This window comes from Cobetia sp. SIMBA_158, from assembly GCF_046566945.1.
Lineage (GTDB): Bacteria > Pseudomonadota > Gammaproteobacteria > Pseudomonadales > Halomonadaceae > Cobetia > Cobetia amphilecti.
The window spans coordinates 1-21660 of the sequence record NZ_JAWJYL010000013.1 but is presented as its reverse complement, the minus strand read 5'-3'; the positions used below and the strand labels follow the sequence as shown (position 1 = coordinate 21660).

Annotated in this window: 15 protein-coding genes and 4 tRNA genes; 5 read left to right on the top strand and 14 right to left on the bottom strand. The window is 62.2% G+C overall.

What is annotated here, in order from left to right:
• Positions 1 to 51: 51 nt before the first annotated feature.
• From dnaB to rnr, 7 genes are all read right to left on the bottom strand, one after another.
• Positions 52 to 1440, bottom strand: a complete 1389-nt coding sequence (gene dnaB / locus R2R70_RS16005; RefSeq protein WP_165873876.1) for a replicative DNA helicase — start codon at positions 1438 to 1440, stop codon at positions 52 to 54.
• A 286-nt stretch (positions 1441 to 1726) separates the two neighbouring features.
• Positions 1727 to 2173, bottom strand: a complete 447-nt coding sequence (gene rplI / locus R2R70_RS16000; protein WP_043334754.1) for a 50S ribosomal protein L9 — start codon at positions 2171 to 2173, stop codon at positions 1727 to 1729.
• 12 nt (positions 2174 to 2185) lie between these two features.
• A complete protein-coding gene (locus R2R70_RS15995; RefSeq protein WP_043334783.1) occupies positions 2186 to 3040 on the bottom strand; it encodes a hypothetical protein in 855 nt (284 codons plus the stop codon).
• Positions 3041 to 3052: 12 nt separating this feature from the next.
• Positions 3053 to 3280 carry a 30S ribosomal protein S18 gene (gene rpsR / locus R2R70_RS15990; protein WP_024952281.1) on the bottom strand — a complete coding sequence of 76 codons (228 nt, stop codon included), beginning with the start codon at positions 3278 to 3280 and terminating at the stop codon, positions 3053 to 3055.
• Between the two features lie 26 nt (positions 3281 to 3306).
• Positions 3307 to 3687, bottom strand: a complete 381-nt coding sequence (gene rpsF, locus R2R70_RS15985; protein WP_043334756.1) for a 30S ribosomal protein S6 — start codon at positions 3685 to 3687, stop codon at positions 3307 to 3309.
• Between the two features lie 334 nt (positions 3688 to 4021).
• On the bottom strand, positions 4022 to 4933 hold the full coding sequence (gene rlmB, locus R2R70_RS15980) for a 23S rRNA (guanosine(2251)-2'-O)-methyltransferase RlmB (RefSeq protein WP_107335616.1): 912 nt from the start codon (positions 4931 to 4933) through the stop codon (positions 4022 to 4024).
• A gap of 164 nt (positions 4934 to 5097) precedes the next feature.
• On the bottom strand, positions 5098 to 7812 hold the full coding sequence (gene rnr, locus R2R70_RS15975; RefSeq protein WP_410978480.1) for a ribonuclease R: 2715 nt from the start codon (positions 7810 to 7812) through the stop codon (positions 5098 to 5100).
• 351 nt (positions 7813 to 8163) lie between these two features.
• On the opposite strand from rnr, the gene R2R70_RS15970 reads away from it, so the two are divergent.
• From R2R70_RS15970 to R2R70_RS15955, 4 genes are all read left to right on the top strand, one after another.
• Positions 8164 to 8250 (top strand) — tRNA-Leu (locus R2R70_RS15970).
• 123 nt (positions 8251 to 8373) lie between these two features.
• Positions 8374 to 8460: transfer RNA gene (locus R2R70_RS15965), tRNA-Leu, on the top strand.
• A gap of 42 nt (positions 8461 to 8502) precedes the next feature.
• A tRNA-Leu gene (locus R2R70_RS15960) sits at positions 8503 to 8589 on the top strand.
• Positions 8590 to 8689: 100 nt separating this feature from the next.
• Positions 8690 to 8776, top strand: a tRNA-Leu gene (locus R2R70_RS15955).
• A 284-nt stretch (positions 8777 to 9060) separates the two neighbouring features.
• Here R2R70_RS15955 and R2R70_RS15950 read toward each other — a convergent pair.
• Positions 9061 to 9927 (bottom strand): DNA/RNA non-specific endonuclease, encoded by an 867-nt coding sequence (locus tag R2R70_RS15950; RefSeq protein WP_234368053.1) that lies wholly within the window; start codon positions 9925 to 9927, stop codon positions 9061 to 9063.
• 448 nt (positions 9928 to 10375) lie between these two features.
• Here R2R70_RS15950 and R2R70_RS15945 point away from each other — a divergent pair, with 448 nt between their 5' ends.
• Positions 10376 to 10693, top strand: a complete 318-nt coding sequence (locus tag R2R70_RS15945; RefSeq protein ID WP_107335618.1) for a high-potential iron-sulfur protein — start codon at positions 10376 to 10378, stop codon at positions 10691 to 10693.
• Between the two features lie 184 nt (positions 10694 to 10877).
• On the opposite strand, the gene R2R70_RS15940 is transcribed toward R2R70_RS15945, so the two are convergent.
• The 6 genes from R2R70_RS15940 to R2R70_RS15915 form a co-directional block, all read right to left on the bottom strand.
• Positions 10878 to 12443, bottom strand: coding sequence for a SpoVR family protein (locus tag R2R70_RS15940; protein ID WP_410978514.1), 1566 nt, complete (start codon positions 12441 to 12443; stop codon positions 10878 to 10880).
• A gap of 83 nt (positions 12444 to 12526) precedes the next feature.
• Positions 12527 to 13810 carry a YeaH/YhbH family protein gene (locus R2R70_RS15935; RefSeq protein ID WP_107335619.1) on the bottom strand — a complete coding sequence of 428 codons (1284 nt, stop codon included), beginning with the start codon at positions 13808 to 13810 and terminating at the stop codon, positions 12527 to 12529.
• 97 nt (positions 13811 to 13907) lie between these two features.
• Positions 13908 to 15830, bottom strand: coding sequence for a PrkA family serine protein kinase (locus tag R2R70_RS15930; RefSeq protein ID WP_107335620.1), 1923 nt, complete (start codon positions 15828 to 15830; stop codon positions 13908 to 13910).
• 703 nt (positions 15831 to 16533) lie between these two features.
• The gene (locus R2R70_RS15925) at positions 16534 to 17619 is read right to left on the bottom strand and encodes a threonine aldolase family protein (protein WP_131431206.1); all 1086 of its coding nucleotides are present in this window, start codon (positions 17617 to 17619) and stop codon (positions 16534 to 16536) included.
• 199 nt (positions 17620 to 17818) lie between these two features.
• Positions 17819 to 18892, bottom strand: coding sequence for a 1-aminocyclopropane-1-carboxylate deaminase/D-cysteine desulfhydrase (locus tag R2R70_RS15920; protein WP_131431205.1), 1074 nt, complete (start codon positions 18890 to 18892; stop codon positions 17819 to 17821).
• Positions 18893 to 19095: 203 nt separating this feature from the next.
• Positions 19096 to 21123 (bottom strand): NADPH-dependent 2,4-dienoyl-CoA reductase, encoded by a 2028-nt coding sequence (locus tag R2R70_RS15915; RefSeq protein ID WP_131431204.1) that lies wholly within the window; start codon positions 21121 to 21123, stop codon positions 19096 to 19098.
• Positions 21124 to 21660: the final 537 nt, after the last annotated feature.

Here is a 21660-nt window from a genome sequence, read left to right as displayed (position 1 = left end):
CAACGGCGATGCCGCCGCCCGGGTACATGATTGACGCGCGTACGCATCACGTTATTCAGCGAAGGCCTGGCCATAACTGTCGGGTGCCAGGTCCTCGAAACGGGTGTACTTGCCGATGAAGGCCATGTGAACGGTACCGATGGGGCCGTTACGCTGCTTGCCGATGATCAGCTCGGCCAGTCCCTTGTTGTCGGGATTGTCCTTGTTGTAGACCTCATCACGGTAGACGAAGGCGATGACATCGGCATCCTGCTCGATGGCGCCGGATTCACGCAGATCCGACATTACCGGGCGCTTGTTGGGGCGCTGCTCAAGCGAGCGATTCAGCTGCGAGAGCGCCACGACCGGGCAGGCGAATTCCTTGGCCAGGCCCTTCAGCGAGCGCGAGATCTCGGAGATCTCGGCGGTACGGTTCTCGGAAAGCCCCGGCACCTGCATCAGCTGAAGGTAATCGATCATGATCAGGCCGATGCCGCCGTGCTCACGCGCCATGCGTCGACAGCGCGAGCGCATCTCGTTGGGCGACAGCGCCGCGGTGTCATCGACGAACAGCTGCTTGTCCTTGAGCAGGTTGACCGCCGAAGTCAGACGCGGCCAGTCCTCGTCTTCCAGCTGGCCGGTACGCACCTTGGTCTGGTCGATGCGACCCAGCGAGGAGATCATGCGCAACATCAGCGATTCGGCGGGCATCTCCATCGAGAACACGGCGACCGGCTTGTCGCCGGAGACCACGGCATGCTCGACCAGGTTCATGGCGAAGGTGGTCTTGCCCATCGAGGGACGCCCGGCGATGATCACCAGATCCGACGGCTGCAGGCCGGAGGTCATGTCATCGAGATCACGGAAGCCGGTCGACAGGCCCGTCATCTGGCCCTTGAGGTTGAACAGCTCATCGATGCGGTCCACCGCGCCGGTCAGCAGCTGACTCATGCCCTTGGGGCCGCCGCTCTTGGGCCGCGACTCGCTGATCTGGAACACCAGGCGCTCGGCCTCGTTGACCAGCTCATCGGCATCACGGCCCTGCGGACTGAAGGAGCTCTCGGCGATCTGGTTGGCCGCCTGGATGAGCTTGCGCAGCGTGGCGCGCTCGCGAACGATGTCGGCATAGGCCTTGATGTTGCTGGCCGAGGGCGTATTGCGCGCCAGTTCAGCGAGGGTCGCCAGCCCGCCGACAGACTCGAGCTGGTCACGACTTTCCAGCAGCTCGGACAGCGTCACCACATCCAGCGGGCGGCTGCCGCCGACCAGCTGAGACATGGCGTTGTAGATGAGGCGATGCTCATAGCGATAGAAGTCGTCGGCCACCAGCCGCTCGGAGACGGTATCCCAGGCGCTGTTGTCCAGCATCAAGCCGCCAAGCACCGACTGCTCGGCCTCCAGCGAATTGGGCGGCACCTTGAGCGCTGCCGTCTCGCGATCCTGATCCTGAATCTCGCTCATGCCTGGCTGACTCCTGCTGATGACTGACATGCCCGCGGGGGCTTCTAGTTTCACGCATTGACGCAAGCCTGCCAACCGCCGCGCCCACGCCGAAGCCTCTTCCTGACGGGGGCAGGCATTCTACCGGATTTTGTGCGTCATCGCCTCGCCGGCGACCAGGCAAATGCCACGCCGATGGCAAATCGCGCCCATGAAAAAACCGCCTTCGCATCGAGGATGCAAAGGCGGCTTGGGTACCGCAGCAGTCGCTACACCGGATCACCGGCCAGCCACTGCAAATCAGCGATTACTCGCCGACCACGACCACACGGACAGTGGCAGTCACTTCAGCGTGCAGCTGCAGCACGATGTCGTATTCGCCAGTGTTGCGCAGCGGGCCTTCCGGCATGCGGACTTCGCTCTTGGCGATGTCGATGCCAGACTGGGCGATAGCTTCGGCCAGATCACGCGGACCGATGGAACCGAACAGCTTGCCTTCTTCGCCAGCTTTGGCGACCAGGGACAGTTCGATTTCGTTCAGCTGAGCGGCACGCGCTTCAGCTTCGGTCTTGCGCTCTGCAACCTGTGCTTCCAGCTCAGCGCGCTGAGCTTCGAAAGCGGCCTGGTTTTCAGCAGTGGCCGGAACTGCCAGGCCGTACGGCAGCAGGTAGTTGCGACCGAAGCCAGCCTTGACGGAAACCTGGTCACCCAGGTTGCCCAGCTTGCCAATCTTGTCGAGCAGAATGACTTGCATCTCGTAAACCTCTTATCGATGACTGCCGGCGAGACGTGCGCGAAAATCCGCAAAGACGTCCACAAGCGCCAACAGCAGCAAAATCAGAATCGTGGGCCAGGTGGTCAGCATCATGAAATAGACGCCGACGAGCCATAACCCGCTCATCCCCTTTAACCCGATGTAACCATGTACCAGGGCAATGCCCGCCACCAGCAGCGGTATCCAGATCAGCAGGAGCACTGCAGGCACATTGAGCAGTACGCCAATGATCCCGCAGGCTGCCAGTATCAGGATTTCGGGCAAACTCAGCCGAAAGGCATGGAATTCGCTGCGAAACCCACCCGGATTGTAGAGCCCGGACTGCCAACTGCGCGCCAGGGCCAGACAGCCCGTAGCGGCCAGCAGGACCACCAACCCGGTAATACCACCGATGACCAGCCCTGCGAGCTGTTCAGTCGGCACACCTTGAGCGGCAAAGTCGTTCAAGCGTGCGTCAAGCTCAGGGGCATTCTTGCGAATGCTCTCAAGCAGTGGACCGGCTCCGCCTGGTGGCAGGAATATCCCGGACTGCACCATCAGTGCCGCCGTCAGGCTGGCGCCTATCAGCGCCTCACCCCATCGCACGCGAGCGCGCAACAGGGTTGCCATCAGGGTGACCAGCAATACGGTTGCCAGAGGCACCGGATCGCCTTGTACCCACCACCAACCGGCCGGAACGGCGGCGGCGATGACTACGGGTGCGGCAGGCGCAAGGCCACGCCGAAGCGTGACCAGCGCACTGATGGCGGCACTGAACCAGAAGAACCAGGGCACGATTCCCGTCAGCAATGCAATCGCGATGCATTGCAGGGGGCCGCGCATGGCCCAGCGTGCCAGTGCCAGCATCATGGTGTCGCCTTACTGGTGGCTGTCGCTGTACGGCAGCAGAGCCAGGTAGCGAGCACGCTTGATGGCAGTCGCCAGCTGACGCTGGTAGCGTGCCTTGGTGCCAGTGATACGGCTCGGGACGATCTTGCCGGTCTCGGTGATGTAAGACTTCAGGACTTCGATGTCCTTGTAGTCGATCTGCTTCACGCCTTCAGCGGTGAAGCGGCAGAACTTGCGACGACGGAAAAAACGTGCCATTGCAATGACCTCCTGGGGGTGCGGTATCAGTTAGCGTCTTGAGCTTCGGATTCGTCACGCTTGTCTTCGCGACGCGGACGCTTCTCTTCAGCCGGCTTCATCATCGGAGACGGCTCGATGGCCGCTTCCTTTGAACGCACAACCAGGTTACGGATGACGGCGTCGTTGAAACGGAAGATGGTTTCGAGTTCTTCGACCACCTCACCGGTAGTTTCGACGTTCATCAGCACGTAGTGGGCCTTGTGGATCTTGTTGATCGGGTAGGCCAGGTGACGGCGACCCCAATCTTCCAGACGATGCACAGTACCGCCGGCTTCGGTCACGATGGAGGTGTAACGCTCGATCATGGCCGGAACCTGTTCGCTCTGGTCCGGGTGGACCATGAACACGATCTCGTAGTGACGCATGGCTTGGCTCCTTTCGGTTTGACAGCCCCCACGGCGCGTCTCGGGCCGGGAAGCAAGGAGTGGAGTGATTACTACGGTTGTGCCATTCAGACCCGAAGGCCACGAAAGACGCGCGCGGGCGAGGACAGGTGCCCCCATGCCGCGCATTCACTGCAGACTGCACTTCACAGAACCGCAGTATTGTAGAGAGGAGTCAAGGGCTTGGCAAGCGGCCCGTGAAAGACAGCCAGCCCCGTTCCGCCGGCCGCTTCTCTTTTGCCTCTATCTTGCCTCTTCTTGCCTCTTCTTGCCTCTACCCTGCCCCTCCCCTGACTATCCCCTGCCGACAATTGCCTCAGCCGCGGCGCTGACGCACGGCCTCGAACAGGCAGATGCCCGCGGCAACCGAGACATTGAGGCTGGAGACGCTGCCCGCCATCGGCAGCTTGATCAGGCTGTCACAGTGTTCGCGGGTCAGGCGGCGCATGCCCTTGCCCTCGGCGCCCATCACGATGGCGACCGGGCCGGTGAAGTCGGCTTCGAAGGCCATGGATTCGGCTTCGCCCGCCGTGCCCAGCACCCAGACACCGGCTTCCTTCATGGCGTCCAGCGTGCGGACCAGGTTGGTGACCTGATAGACCGGCACCACTTCCGCTGCCCCACAGGCCACCTTGCGCACGGTCGCGTTCAGTGAGGCCGACTTGTCCTTGGGCACGATGACGCCATGGGCGCCCGCGGCATCGGCACTGCGCAGGCAGGCACCGAGGTTGTGCGGATCCGTGACGGAATCCAGTACCAGAAACAGCGGAGCTTCTTCGTGGGACCAGCCATCGAGACGCAGCTTGAGGCCAGTCTCGTTCTCGGTGGCCAGCGGCGCGCACAGCGCGACCAGCCCCTGATGGGCGCCACCGCCGACGGCCAGTGCATCCAGCTCCTCGCGCCCCTTGAGGGTGACGCGCGAACCGGCGGCACGCGCCTGCTCGATGATCTCGCTCAGGCGCAGCTCGGCCTCGCCCGCCTGCACCCACAGCTCGCTGGGTGCGCGGTCACGTGCCAGCAAGGCTTCCACGGCGTGCACGCCATAGACGGCTTCCAGGCCACCGGGAATCTTCGGTGCGGCGGCGCGAGCACCACCCTTGCGCGCCCCGCCACGCTCATGACGCTGAGCGCCGCTGCGCTCGCCTCGGGAATGCTCACTTCTGGCGTGGCTAGCACGCTCGCCGGCGGGCTTGCCGCGGCCGGGCTTGCGCCCCTTGTCCTGACTCATTGTGCCTTCCTGACTGATGACCCGGCGGGCCCTGTCACATTGACGGAAACTGGACTGCCGCCGACGCGACAGCCTTGAAATCGTGCAGCCTGACGACTGCCCAACGCATCAGCCCCGACCGGAGCCGGGGCTGATGCAGTGACGCGCGAGGAGCCGAGCCGAAATCAGCTGCGGCCGTTACCGCGACGCCCGCGCGAGCGCGAACCCCGCTTGCGCGACGGGTCGTCCTTGCCTGCGGCACCCATCGGCGCGACCGGCGCGAACGGGCTGTCGGCGGCTTCCGGGCCACTCGGCACGGCCGGACGCGCCGCAGCCGGCGCCTCGGCGGCGGGCGGCTGCTCATTGCCAGCGGCGGCCTTGCGCTCTCCACGGCCCGAGCGATCACTGCGCTCGCCACGCTCACCGCGCGGCTTGCGCGGCGGACGCTCACCTGCCGGCTTTTCGGCCGCAGCCGCGTTGCCATTGCCTTCCTGACTGACTTCCTCGGTCAGGGACTTGAGGCGTTCGCGCTCACGCTTGCCGGGACGCCCCTTGGCGGCGGCTTCCTTGCTGGCAGCGGTACCGCTCTTGCCGGCTGCCGGCTTGTCGCCCTCGCTGCTGCGCGCCTTGCGCGGCTTGCGCTTGGGACGCGGCGTCGGGTCGCTGAGCATGAAGTCGATCTTGCGCTCATCCATGTCGACACGGGCCACCTGGACGGTGACGCCATCGCCGAGACCATAGCTGACGCCGGCACGCTCACCCTTGAGGCGATGCTTCTCGGCCTCGTAGTGATAGTAGTCGGACGGCAGCGAGGAGATGTGCAGCAGGCCTTCGACGTAGTAGGCATCCAGACGCACGAACAGGCCGAACTGGGTGACTGCCGCGACGGTGCCTTCCAGCACTTCCCCGACCTTGTCCTTCATGAACTCGCACTTGAGCCAGTCGTTGACGTCACGCGTCGCCTCATCGGCGCGGCGCTCGGTCATCGAGCAGTGCTCACCCAGCTCGAGCATCTGCTCGAAGGTGTACGGGCACCACTTGGTCGGGCGCTCGGTCACGGCATCTTCGGCGCGCAGCACGGTGTCGGTCTTGCGCGGGCCACGGATGACGGAACGAATCGCACGATGCACCAGCAGATCCGGATAGCGACGGATCGGCGAGGTGAAGTGCGCGTAGGCATCGTAGGCCAGACCGAAGTGACCTTCGTTCTGCGGCGAGTAGACCGCCTGGGTCATGCTGCGCAGCATCACGGTCTGGATGATGTCGAGGTCCGGGCGCTCGGCGATCGAGGCACGCAGTGCCTGGAAGTCCTTGGGTGCCGGCTCGTCGCCACCTTCCAGCGTCAGACCCAGCTCACCCAGGAAGGCGCGCAGGTTGTTCAGACGCTCCGGTGCCGGCTGCTTGTGGACACGATAGAGGGCCGGGAGATCGTGCTCATCCAGGAAGCGTGCCGTCGCGACGTTGGCCGCCAGCATGCATTCCTCGATCAGTTTGTGCGCGTCGTTGCGGGTACGCGGCACGATCTGCTCGATCTTGCGCTCATCGTTGAACAGGATCTGCGTTTCGGTGGTCTCGAAGTCGATGGCACCGCGCTTGTCACGCGCCTTGCGCAGCACGCCGTACAGCGCGTGCAGGTTGTGCAGCGACGGCAGCAGTTCGTTGTACTGCTGGCACAGCGCCTGACCTTCCTCACTTTCCGGGTCGGTCAGCATGGTGCCGACCTTCTCGTAGGTCAGGCGAGCATGTGAACGAATCACGGCTTCGAAGAAGCGATAGTCGAGCATCTCGCCACTGCTGGCAGAGATGGTCAGCTCACAGACCAGCGTCAGACGATCGACATGCGGGTTGAGCGAGCACAGACCGTTGGAGAGCAGCTCCGGCAGCATCGGCACGACCTGACCCGGGAAATACACCGAGTTGCCGCGCACATAGCCTTCCTGATCCAGCGGGCTGCCGCCACGCACGTAGTGGGAGACATCGGCGATGGCGACCAGCAGCTTCCAGTTGCCGTTGTCGTCCTGCCAGGCACAGACGGCGTCATCGAAGTCCTTCGCGTCTTCGCCATCGATGGTGACCAGCGGCGTCTCGCGCAGGTCGATGCGGCCCTTCTTGTCTTCTTCCAGCACCTCGGCGGAGATGGTCGAGATCTGGTCTTCGACTTCCGGCGGGAATTCACTGGGGATATCGTGGGAACGGATCGCGATATCGATTTCCATGCCCGGGTCCATGCGCTCACCGAGCACCTCGACCACTTCACCCACCGGCTGCACGCGTGTGGCGGGCTGCTGAGTGATGCGCACGGACACCACCTGACCGTCCTTGGCACCATTGGCCACGCGGTTGGGGATGATGACTTCCTGCGCGATGCGCGAGTTCTCGGGAATCAGCACACCGAAGTCCGGCTCGGACTGACGATAGATGCCGACCAGGGTCTGGGTATTGCGCGCCAGTACCTCGACGATGGTGATCTCGTCGCGGCCACGACGATCACGGCCGCTGACGCGAGCCAGCACCTGATCGCCATGGAAGACGCGACGCATCTGGCGCGGCGGCACGGCGAGGTCCGGCTTGACGCCATCTTCGCGCGCCAGGAAGCCGAAGCCGTCGCGGTGACCGACGACGCGGCCACGGATCAGGTCCAGCTTGTCGATCAGGGCATAGGCACCGCGACGATTGCGCAGCACCTGACCATCACGCTCCATGGCATTGAGGCGACGGCGCACAGCTTCCTGCTGCTCCTCGTCCTCGAAACCGAGCATGCGGCTCATGTTCTCGTGGGTAATGGGCTTGCCATACTCTTCCAGCTTGTCGAGCAAGAACTCTCGGCTGGGGATGGGCTTGTCGTACTTATGGGCTTCGCGTTCCGCGTGCGGGTCGTCGCTGAGCGTCCATTGGGTCATTAATCAGGATTCCTTGACGATGAATTCGAGACGGGCAGCGATCGCGGCACGGAATGACAGGTTGTCTCTCATCCGCGCATTATAGCCTCTACCCTTGGGCCGACCCAACCATTCCCCGCCACTCATCACGGCGGAGGGGCCATTCAGTGCTCTCAATGGCGGCCCGAGGCCTGACTCTCAAGTCTGAAAGCTCGCCAATTGATGAGCTTCATCTGTCTGTTCTCTCTCTGTCCTCTGTCTGCCCCCTGTCTGTCCTCATGAAGCGAGAGAGGCTTTCTGCGGCTCGCTCAACAGGGCATGAAAGAAAAAGCTTGCATTCCCGCAGTACATCCGTATTATTCGGCACCACTTGCCCAGATGGCGGAATTGGTAGACGCGCTAGCTTCAGGTGCTAGTGTCCGTATGGACGTGGAGGTTCAAGTCCTCTTCTGGGCACCAATTTCAGGTTTCATGTTGGCGTGACACACGTTAAGATGGATACCAGAAAACGGGTAAAGCATTTAAGTTTCAACAACTTGACTGCTGATCCGGGTCTGTGGACCGAAACGAGTTCTGATGTCTGCCCAGGTGGCGGAATTGGTAGACGCGCTAGCTTCAGGTGCTAGTATCCGTAAGGATGTGGAGGTTCAAGTCCTCTCCTGGGCACCACGGACGTCAGACTCACAACGAACGACCCCTGTATCGCGCTTCGCCCAGATGGCGGAATTGGTAGACGCGCTAGCTTCAGGTGCTAGTATCCGTAAGGATGTGGAGGTTCAAGTCCTCTTCTGGGCACCACGATGCGCACTCGAACAGGGAACATGGCATCCACTACCAAGGATTTCATGCTCGTTCAGCTGCAAGACTCAGCTCTTGAGACTTCAGCACACAATTTGATGCCCAGATGGCGGAATTGGTAGACGCGCTAGCTTCAGGTGCTAGTGTCCGTATGGACGTGGAGGTTCAAGTCCTCTTCTGGGCACCATCAAGTTGATATCCGATGCATCCTCGCAGCGCCTGCTGCTCACATCGCGATACTCCTCGCAATATCCTGACTGACTCACCCTCTTGTTTTGCTCAGACACACAGCGCCCTGCGTTGTCTTTCGCATGTCTCGAAGAAAATACCGCCCGCCTCATGCACAACTTGTCCACACCCATTACTACGCCTGGCATTGTGGATAACTCTTTTCAGCTGCACCCCTTCAGTCGGCACCCGTCCGCCGAACTCCTTCAGTACGTTCCTGTCAGTCGGACCTTGGCTATACGCTCAATAACGTGATGGCGTACGACTGAAACTGTGGACCTGCCAGCCATCGCGCACGACTTGCGCTTCGAGGCGCTGCTCGACGTCATCGGGGAGCTCATGGAAGAAATCCAGCCCTGTCAGTGACTCGATGCGATCGATGCTGACCAGAAAACGGTCCAGCGGTTCATCTCCCCTCACCTGCTGCGGAAAGAGAAAGGCCAGCGCGCGCGGTGCCTGCCGGCCCGAACCGGGCGAGATGATGATCTTGTAGAAGGCATCGGGAATCTCGATCAGATTGGGCAGCCGCTCGATACTGCCGCTGAAGACCGGCCCTGCCGTGATCCAAAGTGCGCCTTCGCGCGGCAGGATGCTGTCCATGATGGCAGCCTCCAGACGTTGCCAGAGCTTGCGATTGAGCGCCGGCGTCTGCGGCGAGATATTCGTCATGCGGAAGGTCTGATGCTGCGCCTTGACGCCGTAGATCTTGCCAATGGCGTAGTTGGGCGCCAGGTGTCCGCGGTCGTAGCCACTGTTGCGATAGCTATCCGGCGTGACGGGCCATAGCGAGCGCCAGTCGCGCTCGAACTCGTCAGGACGCTCCCCCAGCCGCGACCCTTGAGTATTCTCGAGCCGCCATGTCACCCACAACGGGTTGGCGCGCAGATCAGACCAGCCCACCAGATAGGCATCGCTGCGCAAGCCGCGCGCCAGCGTCTTCCAGTCCAGCGCACGCGCCTGCGGCACACCCTGCCAGACGTAGAACTGCTGGTAGTCGCGCTCCTGCCACCACCAGAGCCCACCCCCTACCAGTGCAAACACCACGCTGACCCCGAAGCCCCGCCACAACTTGCGGCCGGCCGAGCGAATATCGTCCATCACATCCAGCATCCCGCCATTTCCTTCTTGTCGTTGCAGTTACCTCGGCAAGGCATGCATCCATCATTTCGCCATGGCTCGCGGGCCACAGCGACGTCACTCACGTTCCTGTGTCGATTCCATCATGCCAGAGTTCTGCCAGCGAGGCTGACGGTTGCCCCAACTCAAGCCACAATAAGCAGGCAGCACCCGCATGATGCACCATCGGCGAGCAGAGACCTCCTGACAAATCTGTCCGAACACCGATGGCGCAGAACCTGACCACATGTTCAGCATCTGGCATGCCACCTGCATCCATGAATGCCAGCAAGCGGTCAGCAATGCCACACAGAGTGCCCATCAAGGCGCCGGTGGCAGCCGCGACATTGCAACGACTGACATGCAAGCGCCTCCTGACAGGCGAGCCGTGACCGCAGCACATCCCGACGGTTGTGCTCCATTGATGAGAAGGAATCCGACCATGGCCAATCAGAGCCGCCGTAACTTCATGCGCAACAGCCTGCTGGGGCTCGCTGCCCTGCCGCTGGGCGCCGCCATACTCTCACCCCGCGCCCTTGCCGCCGACCTGCCGCGGCTGGATACCTCCAATCCGCAAGCCAAGGCGCTCAACTACGTGGAAGTCGCCGGTGAAGCCAAGGACCACCCTGCCTTCAAGCCGGGCTCGGACTGCGCCAACTGCATGTTCTACAAGCCCGAGAACGAAGGCTGCCAGCTTTTCCCAAGCCATAGCGTCGAGCCGAAGGGCTGGTGTCAGTCCTGGACCAAGCGCCCGGCCTGAGGTGCGCAACCGGAACCCTCTGGCTGAGAGCACGAGCACGAGAGCCGATTGAGACAAGAAAACCGCCGCGAGGGTGTCCTCACGGCGGTTTTTTCATGCCTGCCTTTTGGCGATTGCGCGCCGATCAGGGCTGGCATCCTCTCGACACCTCCTCGATCCGCCATGAGCGTCACCTGAAGCCCTGTCAGCTGGGATTGGCGTCCTCCGGCAGTGGCCACTGGTAGCGCCTTGCCACCTCATCGTTCTCCATCGACTCCAGGTGGACAGGGAAGCCCCACAGCTGATGCAGATAGCGCATCACGGGGTAGACGCTGCGCGCCAGCGGGCGCCGATCATCCTGCACATGGCGCAGGGTCAGCGAGCGATCACCGCGAATGTTGGCGGCCCACACCTGGATATTCGGCTCACGGTGGCTCAGTGCGTACTGCACGCACAGCGCCTCACGAATGCGCTTGTAACCACGACTGTCGTGAATGGCGTCGATGACGAGATGCTCATCGCTGTCGTCATCGACCAGCGAGAACAGCTTGAGATCCCGGATCACCTTGGGCGACAGGAATTGCTGGATGAAGGACTCATCCTTGAAGTTGCGCATCGCGAAGTGCACCGTTTCCAGCCAGTCGCTGCCGGCGATATCCGGGAACCACTCACGATCCTCATCATCGGGGTGCTCACAGATACGCTTGATATCGGTGAACATCGCGAAGCCAAGCGCATAGGGATTGATGCCGTTGTAATGCGGGTGATCGAAGCCGGGCTGCTGCACCACCGAGGTATGCGACTGCAGGAACTCGAGGATCACGCCCTCGCCGATCAACCCCTCATCGTAGAGCTGATTCATGATGGTGTAGTGCCAGAAACACGCCCAACCCTCATTCATCACCTGCGTCTGGCGCTGCGGATAGAAGTACTGCGCCAGCTTGCGCACGATACGCACCAGCTCGCGCTGCCAGGGCTCCAGCAACGGGGCATTCTTCTCGATGAAATAGAGCAGGTTCTCCTGCGGTTCCGGCGGATAGCGGCCGCGACGATGCAGACCGAGAGGATCATTGACCTCATCGACCACCTCATCCTCTTCGCCCGCCTGGGGAATCGTGGTCCACAGCGCATTCACCTGGGCCTGCAAATAGGCCTCACGCTCCTGCTGACGCTGGACCTCCTCTTCCGGCGAGATGGCCGAAGGACGCTTATAGCGATCCACGCCATAGTTCTGCAGCGCATGGCAGGCGTCGAGCAGCTGCTCGACGGCGTCCACGCCATGACGCTCCTCGCACTCGGACACGTATTTCCGCGCGAAGACGAGGTAGTCGATGATCGCCGAGGCATCCGTCCAGGTACGGAACAGATAATTGCTCTTGAAGAAGCTGTTGTGGCCATAGCAGGCATGCGCCATGACCAGAATCTGCATCATTAGGGTGTTTTCTTCCATCAGATAGGCGATGCACGGGTCGGAGTTGATCACCAGCTCGTAGGCCAGCCCCATCTGCCCTCGCCGATACGCCTGCTCCACCGACAGGAACTGCTTGCCGAACGACCAGTGATGGTATCCGACCGGCATGCCGATGCTGGCGTAGGCATCCATCATCTGCTCGGACGTGATCACCTCGATCTGGTTGGGGTAGATATCCAGCTTGTACTGCGCGGCGATGCGCGCGATCTCGCTTTCGAAGTGCTCGAGCAATTCGAAGGTCCAATCCGACCCGCTGGCCGGCTGGGTGTCTTCCAGCCGGCTATCGATGCGCTTGCTCATTCGGTCATCAAGACCGCCATCAAGACCATGACTCATGAGGCCTCCTGGCCCGGCGCGACTGCCGGGCACGTCGCATGATGTGATCAGGCGCTGATGCGGCGCTTGAACAGCTCGCGGAACACCGGGTAGATATCGCCTGCCTCGACGATCTGCTGCATGGCAAAGCGCTCCGGAAATTCCGCTTCGACCCGCTCGTACTCCTCCCATAGCGCCTGATGGGCATGCGGCGTGATCTCCACATAGGCGTAGTACTGCAGGCGCGGCATCAGCTTCTTGATCATCAGTTCGCGACAGTTGGTGGAATCGTCGTCCCAGTTGTCGCCATCCGAGGCCTGCGCCACGTAGAGATTCCACTCACCGGCCGGATAGCGCGATTCGATCACCTCATCGAGCAGTGTGAGGGCACTGGACACGATGGTGCCGCCGGTCTCGCGGGAGTAGAAGAACTCCTCCTCGTCGACTTCCTTGGCAGCGGTGTGGTGACGGATGAAGACCAGCTCGACCTTCTCGTAGTTGCGCTCCAGAAACAGATACAGCAACAGGAAGAAACGCTTGCCGATGTCCTTGTGCGCCTGGGTCATCGATCCCGAGACATCCATCACGCAGAACATCACCGCCTTGTTGGACGGCATCGGCTGATTGATGAGGTGGTTGTAGCGCAGATCATAGGTATCGAGGAACGGCACCGCCTTGAGGCGCGCCTCGAGCCGCTCGATTTCCGCCTTGAGCTCACTGATGCGCACCTTGTTGCGCAGCACCGGGTCCTTGCGCTCCTCCTGCTCCAGCGCTTCGACAGCCTCCTTCAGCGCCCGCTTGATCGGGGAACGCATCGCAATGCGCCGCGCCTGCGCCGAGCGCATCGAGCGCACGATGTTGATACGTGCCGGTGTACCGTCACGCGCGATCCCCGCGCGCACCGGACGCACCTCTTCCATGTCCGCGATCTGCTTGCGCTCCAGATGCGGCAATTCCAGCCCGTCGAAGACGAACTCGAGAAATTCCTCACGCGACAGGGTGAAGGCAAAGTCATCTTCCCCCTCGCCCTGGTTGGAGGCCTGGCCCTCGCCACTGCCGCCTCCCCCACCACCGCCGCCGGGACGGCGCATGCGGTCCCCTTCGACAAACTCCTTGTTGCCGGGATTGATCACACGCCGCTTGCCGCCCTGTCCGTGCTGGAAGACCGGCTCGGAAATATCACGCGTCGGGATGGAGACTTCCTCACCGCGCTCCATGTCGGTGATGGAGCGCCGATTGACGGCATCCTCCACCGCCCGCTTGATATGACTGCGATAGCGCCGAATGAAGCGCTGTCGATTCACTGCACTCTTGTTGCGTGCATTGCTGCGTCGATCAATGAAATAACTCATTCGCCCTCCTTGCCGGCCCCGCCCTCAGCGGATGGCCGGATGGCAAGTGCCGGCGGCAATCGTGCCCGCCGGCAGGCCTGTCGTCAGTCGGCAGGGCTTACTGCGACTTGCGTACGCGCAGATACCATTCGGACAACAGGCGCACCTGCTTCTCGGTGTAGCCGCGATCCACCATGCGCGCCACGAAGTCCTCGTGCTTGCGCTGGTCGGATGCCGAGGCCTTGGCATTGAAGGAGATGACCGGCAGCAGCTCTTCGGTATTGGCGAACATCTTCTTCTCGATCACCGCACGCAGCTTCTCGTAGGACTGCCAGCTCGGGTTGGTACCGTTGTTCTGCGCCCGTGCGCGCAGCACGAAGTTGACCACCTCATGACGGAAATCCTTCGGGTTGGAGATGCCCGCGGGCTTCTCGATCTTCTCCAGTTCCTCGTTGAGTGACTGACGGTCCAGCAGTTCGCCGGTCTCGGGATCGCGATACTCCTGCTCCTGGATCCAGAAGTCGGCATAGGTCACATAGCGATCGAAGATGTTCTGCCCATACTCGGAATAGGACTCGAGGTAGGCGGTCTGGATCTCCTTGCCGATGAAATCGACATAGCGGGGCGCCAGGTATTCCTTGATATAGCGCAGGTAGCGCTCGTGGGTTTCCTTGGGCAACTGCTCCTGATCGAGGCGCTGCTCCAGCACGTAGAGCAGATGGACCGGATTGGCCGCGACCTCACTGGCATCGAAGTTGAAGACCTTGGAGAGAATCTTGAAGGCAAAGCGCGTCGAGAGCCCATCCATCCCCTCGTCGACACCGGCGCTGTCGCGGTATTCCTGGATCGACTTGGCGCGCGGATCGGTATCCTTGAGGTTCTCGCCATCATAGATGCGCATCTTCGAGTAGACGCTGGAATTCTCCGGCTCACGCAGACGCGACAGCACGATGAACTGGGACAGCATACGCAGCGTATCCGGGGCACAGGGCGCCTGATTCAGTGACGAATGCTCCAGCAGCTTGGCGTAGATCTTGACCTCCTCGGAGGCGCGCAGGCAGTAAGGCACCTTGACGATATAGACGCGATCGAGGAAGGCCTCGTTGTTGCGGTTGTTGCGAAATGCCTGCCACTCACTTTCGTTGGAGTGCGCCAGCACCACACCATCGAAGGGAATCGCACCCATGCCTTCCGTCGGGTTGTAATTGCCCTCCTGGGTCGCGGTCAGCAGCGGGTGCAGCACCTTGATCGGCGCCTTGAACATCTCGACGAATTCCATCAGCCCCTGGTTGGCCTTGCACAGCCCGCCGGAGAAGCTGTAGGCATCCGGGTCGTCCTGGGCATAGAGCTCCAGCTGACGGATATCGACCTTGCCGACCAGCGCGGAAATGTCCTGGTTGTTGTCATCGCCCGGCTCGGTCTTGGAGATACCGATCTGATTGAGGCGCGAGGGATAGAGCTTGACCACGCGGAACTTGCTGATATCACCGCCATATTCCTTGAGGCGCTTGGCGGCCCACGGTGACATGGCACTGCGCATGCAGCGCTGTGGAATGCCGTACTCCTTCTCGATCAGCTCGCCATCTTCCTCCGGCGAAAATAGCCCCAGCGGAGACTCGAAGACCGGCGAGCCCTTGATGGCATAGAAGGGAATCTGCTCCATCAGCAGCTTGAGACGCTCCGCCAGAGACGACTTGCCGCCGCCCACCGGGCCGAGCAGATACAGGATCTGCTTGCGCTCCTCCAGCCCCTGCGCCGCATGCCGGAAGTAGGAAACGATCTGCTCGATAGCCTCTTCCATGCCATAGAACTCGGCAAAGCTTGGATAACGGCGGATCAGCTTGTTGGAAAAGATACGGGAAAGACTGGGGTCCTTGGCGGTATCGATGACCTCCGGTTCACCGATGGCCGCCAGCATGCGCTCGGCAGCGCTGGCGTAGGCAGTAGTGTCCTGCCGGCACAACTCCAGGTACTCCTGGAGACTCATCTCTTCTCGCTGAATCCGCTCGTAGCGGCTCTGCACGTGATCGAAGATGCTCATGGAAGCCTCCTTGTCGCGACATCAGTCGCTGGGACCATCGCCGGGCCCACTCAGGTAAGACCGCAAAATTCGTTCGTCCGCTCAGCCTGGATAGCGTACGCAGGACGACTGCCTCGGCGTGTTTATCAGCATAGGTCGATATAGGGTGCTGGTGTCCAATACAGTGAATGAATGCATTCAACGAACTTTCCGCCGGCGGAGCCAGTTCTGCCAAGCACCGCAGGATCTACGGCAGCCAGTGGGTCAGCAGACACTACGATGGCGCCTGAACACCCCTGACAACGCGTTGAAGAAAGCTTCGAAAGACGCGAAAACTCGACCAATGCTTCTGCTGTCGCGGATGATTCACTCATGCCATGTTGCACCGCAGCACACCTTGAGCATAGGAACAGACTGACGGTTGACGCCAGTCACTCCCACGCCCAGGCGACGCTGCACACCAGCCCACCAAGCAAGAATGGCCGCGCCCACACTCCACACCCGACCACCTCCGCCATGCTTCACGCAGCCTCCTGGCTCACCACAAAGACCATGAAAACAACGACTGGCGACGAAGTGGCTACCAACCTGATCAGACTCTTGCCTCAATCACGCATGACGTTGACAAGACCGGGCAACAGGCCACAAAAAAATCCCCACCGCCGGGGCGATGGGGATCTCGAGGGAGGCGCTCACGCCTTCGGGACTGCCTGAATCAAGAGACTCACAGCACGTCGCGAATATCCTTGAGCAAGGCGTCGAGCAACTCGGTGGTGGTATTCCAGGAGCAGACGAACCGCGCGCCACCCGCACCGATGAAGGTATAGAAGGTCCAGCCACGCTCACGCAGTGCCGCCAGCACATGCTCGGGGAAGCTGGCGAACACGCTGTTGGCCTCGCTGGGGAACAGCAGCTCGATGCCCTCCAGCGCCTCGAGACGCTCGGCCAGATACTGTGCCATGCCGTTCGCATGGCGGGCGTTGTTCAGCCAGACATCATTTTCCAGCAGCCCCATCCAGGGCGCCGCGATGAAGCGCATCTTGGAGGCCAGCTGACCGGCCTGCTTGCAGCGGTAATCGAAATCGCGTGCCAGCTTGCGATCGAAGAAGATCACCGCCTCCCCCATGGCCAGGCCATTCTTGGTGCCGGAGAAGCACAGCACGTCCACGCCCGCCTTCCAGGTCAGCTCAGCCGGTGAGACATTCAGCGCGGCGCAGGCATTGGCGAAACGGGCGCCATCCATATGGATCTGCAGATCATGACGGTCCGCCACTTCACGAATCGCCTGCAGCTCTTCCAAGCTGTAGACGGTGCCGACCTCGGTGCACTGGGTCAGGGAGATCACGCGCGGACGCGGATAGTGGATATCACTGCGCTTAGTGACCAGCTGCTCGATGCCTTCCGGCGTCAGCTTGCCGTCGGGGCCCGGCGCGTTGAGCAACTTGGACCCGTTGGAGAAGAACTCCGGCCCACCGCATTCATCGGTCTCGATATGGGCCAGTTCGTGGCAGATGACACTGTGGTAGGACTGGCACAGGTGGGCCAACGACAGGGAGTTGGCGGCGGTGCCATTGAAGACGAAGAACACCTCGCACTCGGTCTCGAACAACTGACGGAAGCTGTCGGTGACCTGCTGTGTCCAGCGGTCATTGCCGTAGGCGAGATCGTCATCACGATTGGCCTGCATCATGTACGCCATCGCCTCGGGACAGATACCGGACGTGTTGTCACTGGCCAGAAAGCGTGAAGTGCACGCTTCATCGGCAGCAGAGGTCGCAGCGGGGGTCGGGGCAATGGCGTCAGTCGTCATGGGAATTTCCAGAGCGGGACAGGGGGTCACCCTGTCCGGTGAAACAGACACGGCTCCCGGATGGCAGGAGCCGCTGCAGAAACTCCATCATAACAGCGCTGCACGCCGCCGCCAGTGGCAGGTGAAGGCTGCACGCAAGCCACCGGATGGCGCCTCGCGGAAGGGGACGAGCCAGATGACACTCGCCTCGCCAGCACCCTCAGATGGCCTGCAACGCCGGATAACCTCGCCGCCCCTGCAAGCCACCGCTGTGCAGCACGCGAATGCGCGTACCGCGTGCGATCAGGCCATTGGCCAGATGATGCGCCAGCGCCGCGAACAGCTTGGCGGTGTAGACCGGCTCCACCGCAACGCCGGTCTCGGCCTCGAAGCGCTGAATGAACTGGATCAACCAGTCAGGCGCCTTGGCAAAGCCGCCGGCCTGCGCCCCCAGCCACAGGCCCCACTCCGGCGTCTTCTGCTGGCTGCCGCCACTCTCCGCCAGCAGGCGACGCACACGATGATAGAGCTGATCGCCATGATTCATGGTCGGCACCCCGATGACCCGCAGCCCATCGCGCTCGCCCAGCGCACTCAGCACTCCGGCAAGCGTCGTGCCGCTGCCACAGGCCAGCAGCACCAGCTGCGGCGCAGATTCGCCCGGCACCGGCTCGGCCAGCGCCTGAGCCAACGGTGCCAGCCCGGCGACGCCTTCCACGCAACCGCCACCCTCGGGAATCCATACTCCCTCACCATGGCGCCTGGCAAAATCAGGCTGGTCGCGCTGCCGGTACTCGGCTCGCGAGACGAAACTCAAGCGCATGCCATTGTCGCGCGCATCGGCGAGCGTGGGCGTCAGCGGCGCTTCAGGATGCCCGCGCACCAGGCCATGTGTCTTGATGCCCAATCTGGCACCCGCCGCCGCCAGCGCATGCAGATGGTTCGACCAACCACCCCCACAGCTGATGATGCCCCGCTTCTCGCTCAACGCCCTGGCCAGCGGCAGGCGCAACTTCCAGGCCTTGTTGCCGGAAATCTCGCTGTCCAGCGTGTCGGCGCGCAGGCACTCGACGATCACACCGGCCTCATCGGCCAGCGGCCACGCCAGGCGCTCGACCGCTGGCGGCGTGAACAGATCCAGCAGGCTGTCCAGTGTCTCGGCTACCGGCGGGGAGGCGGCCAGCGATGATGAAGCCCGAGCATCCTCCCTGTGTGGCGGCAAAGGACTGTCCTCGGTGTCCGGCATCAGAGCCTCAGCGGTGGCTTGGCGTGAGGCGGCAGCGTGCGGTGACATGAGCAGATCCCATCGTGGCGGCAAGGCAGAGATCAGAGCGCATCGAGCCGCTGGCGCGGCGCCCGAGGCAAACTCTGAAGACGACAAAGCCACCACGAAGGCACATGCAGCAAAGGCACGGCGTCCGCGGTGGCTTCCATCAGTCTAGGCAGTGGTCAGGCTCAGCTCAACGCTGAATATCCCCATGCGTGATCGCGGTCAACTCAAAGGGCAGCGGCCGCCATGGTGCCCTGCGCGATCGCGCGCTTGGCATCCAGCTCTGCCGCCTTGTCGGCGCCACCGATGATATGCAGCTCCACCCCCGCCGCCTCCAGAGGCGCCTTGAGTTCCAGCACCGAATCCTGCCCGGCGCACAGCACGATGCTGTCCAGCGCCAGATGCTGCTCTTCGCCATTGAGGCTGACGGTCAGGCCTTCGCTGTCGATCGAGCGATACTCACAGCCGGCGACCATCTTGACGCCACGCTGCTTGAGGGTCGCGCGATGCACCCAGCCAGTGGTCTTGCCCAGCCCCTTGCCGGGCTTGGAAGTCTTGCGCTGCAGCAGCCACACCTCACGAGGCGCCTGCGGCACCACGGGTGCCTTGAGGCCGCCAGGCGTGCTGACCGAGAGATCCACCCCCCATTCCTCGCACCACAGCTCACCATCCAGCGAGGGCGACGGCTCGACGTGAGTCATCAGCTCCGCGACATCGAAGCCGATCCCGCCAGCCCCGATCAACGCCACGCGACGCCCGACCCGCTCCGGCGCACTGATCGCCTCGGCATAGCTGAGCACCTGCCCCCGCTCGATACCGGCTTCGACACCCTCGATATCCGGCGTCCGCGCCTTCACGCCCGAGGCCAGAATCACGGCATCGAATACCGCCAGCATCTCGGCGGTGGCACGGGTATTGAGGCGCACCTCGACCCCACAACGCACCAGCTTCTCGTTGAAGTAGCGCAGTGTCTCGTCGAACTCTTCCTTGCCGGGAATGCGGCGCGCGAAATTGAACTGGCCACCCACCTCGGACTGCGCCTCGAACAGCACCACCTCGTGACCACGCTCGGCCGCCGTCACGGCGGCAGACAGTCCCGCCGGCCCTGCGCCCACCACTGCCACGCGGCGCTCATGTCGCGCGGGCTCGATCACCATCTCGGTTTCATGACAGGCGCGCGGATTGACCAGGCACGAGGTCAGCTTCATCTGGAAGGTGTGATCGAGACACGCCTGATTGCAGGCGATGCAGGTATTGATGATGGCAGCATCGTCCGCTCTGGCCTTGCTGACCCATTGCGGGTCCGCCAGGAACGGTCGCGCCATCGACACCATGTCGGCATGGCCCTCGGCCAGCACCGACTCGGCAACCTCGGGCATGTTGATGCGATTGGTGGTGATCAGCGGCAGGCTGAGTTCCTGCTTCATGCGCTGGGTCAGCCCGGTGAAGACAGCGCGCGGCACGCTGGTGACGATGGTCGGCACACGCGCCTCATGCCAGCCGATGCCGGTATTGATCAGGCTTGCCCCTGCCGCCTCGATGGCCTTGCCGAGCGCGACCACTTCCTCCCAGGTGCTGCCCTCATCGACCAGATCCAGCATCGAGAGGCGGTAGATGATCAGGAAGTCCTCGCCCAGCGCGGCACGGATACCGGCGACGATCTCCACCGCCAGGCGGATGCGATTCTCGAAGCTGCCACCATACTCATCCTCGCGCTGATTGGTGCGCCGACAGATGAACTGGTTGATGAAATAGCCTTCCGAGCCCATCACCTCGACGCCGTCATAGCCGGCCTCGCGGGCCAGGCTGGCGCAGCGCACGTAGTCGGCGATCTGCTCCTTGACCTCTGACGTGCTCAGCGCGCGTGGCGTGAAGGGGTTGATCGGCGCCTGAATCGCCGAGGGCGCGACCTGATCCGGCGAGTAGGCATAGCGCCCCGCATGCAGAATCTGCAGACAGATGCGCCCATCCTCGGCGTGCACCGCCTCGGTGACCTCGCGATGGTGCTCCGCCTCTTCCGGGGTGGTCAGCTTCGCGGCCCCCTGCATGACAGCCCCTTCCGCATTCGGCGCGATACCGCCCGTGACGATCAGCGCCACCCCGTGGCGCGCACGCTCACGATAGAACGCCGCCAGGCGCGCGAAGCCATCGGGAGTCTCCTCAAGCCCCGTGTGCATAGAGCCCATCAATACACGGTTCTTGAGCGTGATGTGGCCCAACGTCAGCGGACGGAAGATATTCGGATAGGCAGTCATTGCGGTCTCTCCTTGGCTGTCTCGAGCACCTCGGACAATCATTGTTATATCGCGCCGCCGCCACTCTCATCAGCAACACTCACTCAGTCATGGTCATCAGTAACAGGTTGTCAGGACATCAATGACTGATGACAGATGGCAAACGGTCGTATGAAACGAGTGATCCCAGTGTAGAGCATCGCGCCATGGGCTCAATACTCCCAAAGGCCACATTGCGAATGACGCCAGTGATGGCACCAGTGAGGAGAAAACCGCGCAGGACACCCATCAACGGGGAAAGAGCGAAGTGTCGTGATGTGCCCAAGGAAGGCCGACGAGATCGGAACATGATCAGGTCAAAGAAAAGGAGAGAGGCAAGGACAGGGGGCAAGCGGGCCGGGCCAGTACTGAAGACTTTCCGACAGCCAGAAACGCAAAAACCCGAGCTCGAAAGCTCGGGTTTCACGAATTCTATGAGATCGAATGGCGGACCGGACGGGACTCGAACCCGCGACCTCCGGCGTGACAGGCCGGCATTCTAACCAACTGAACTACCGG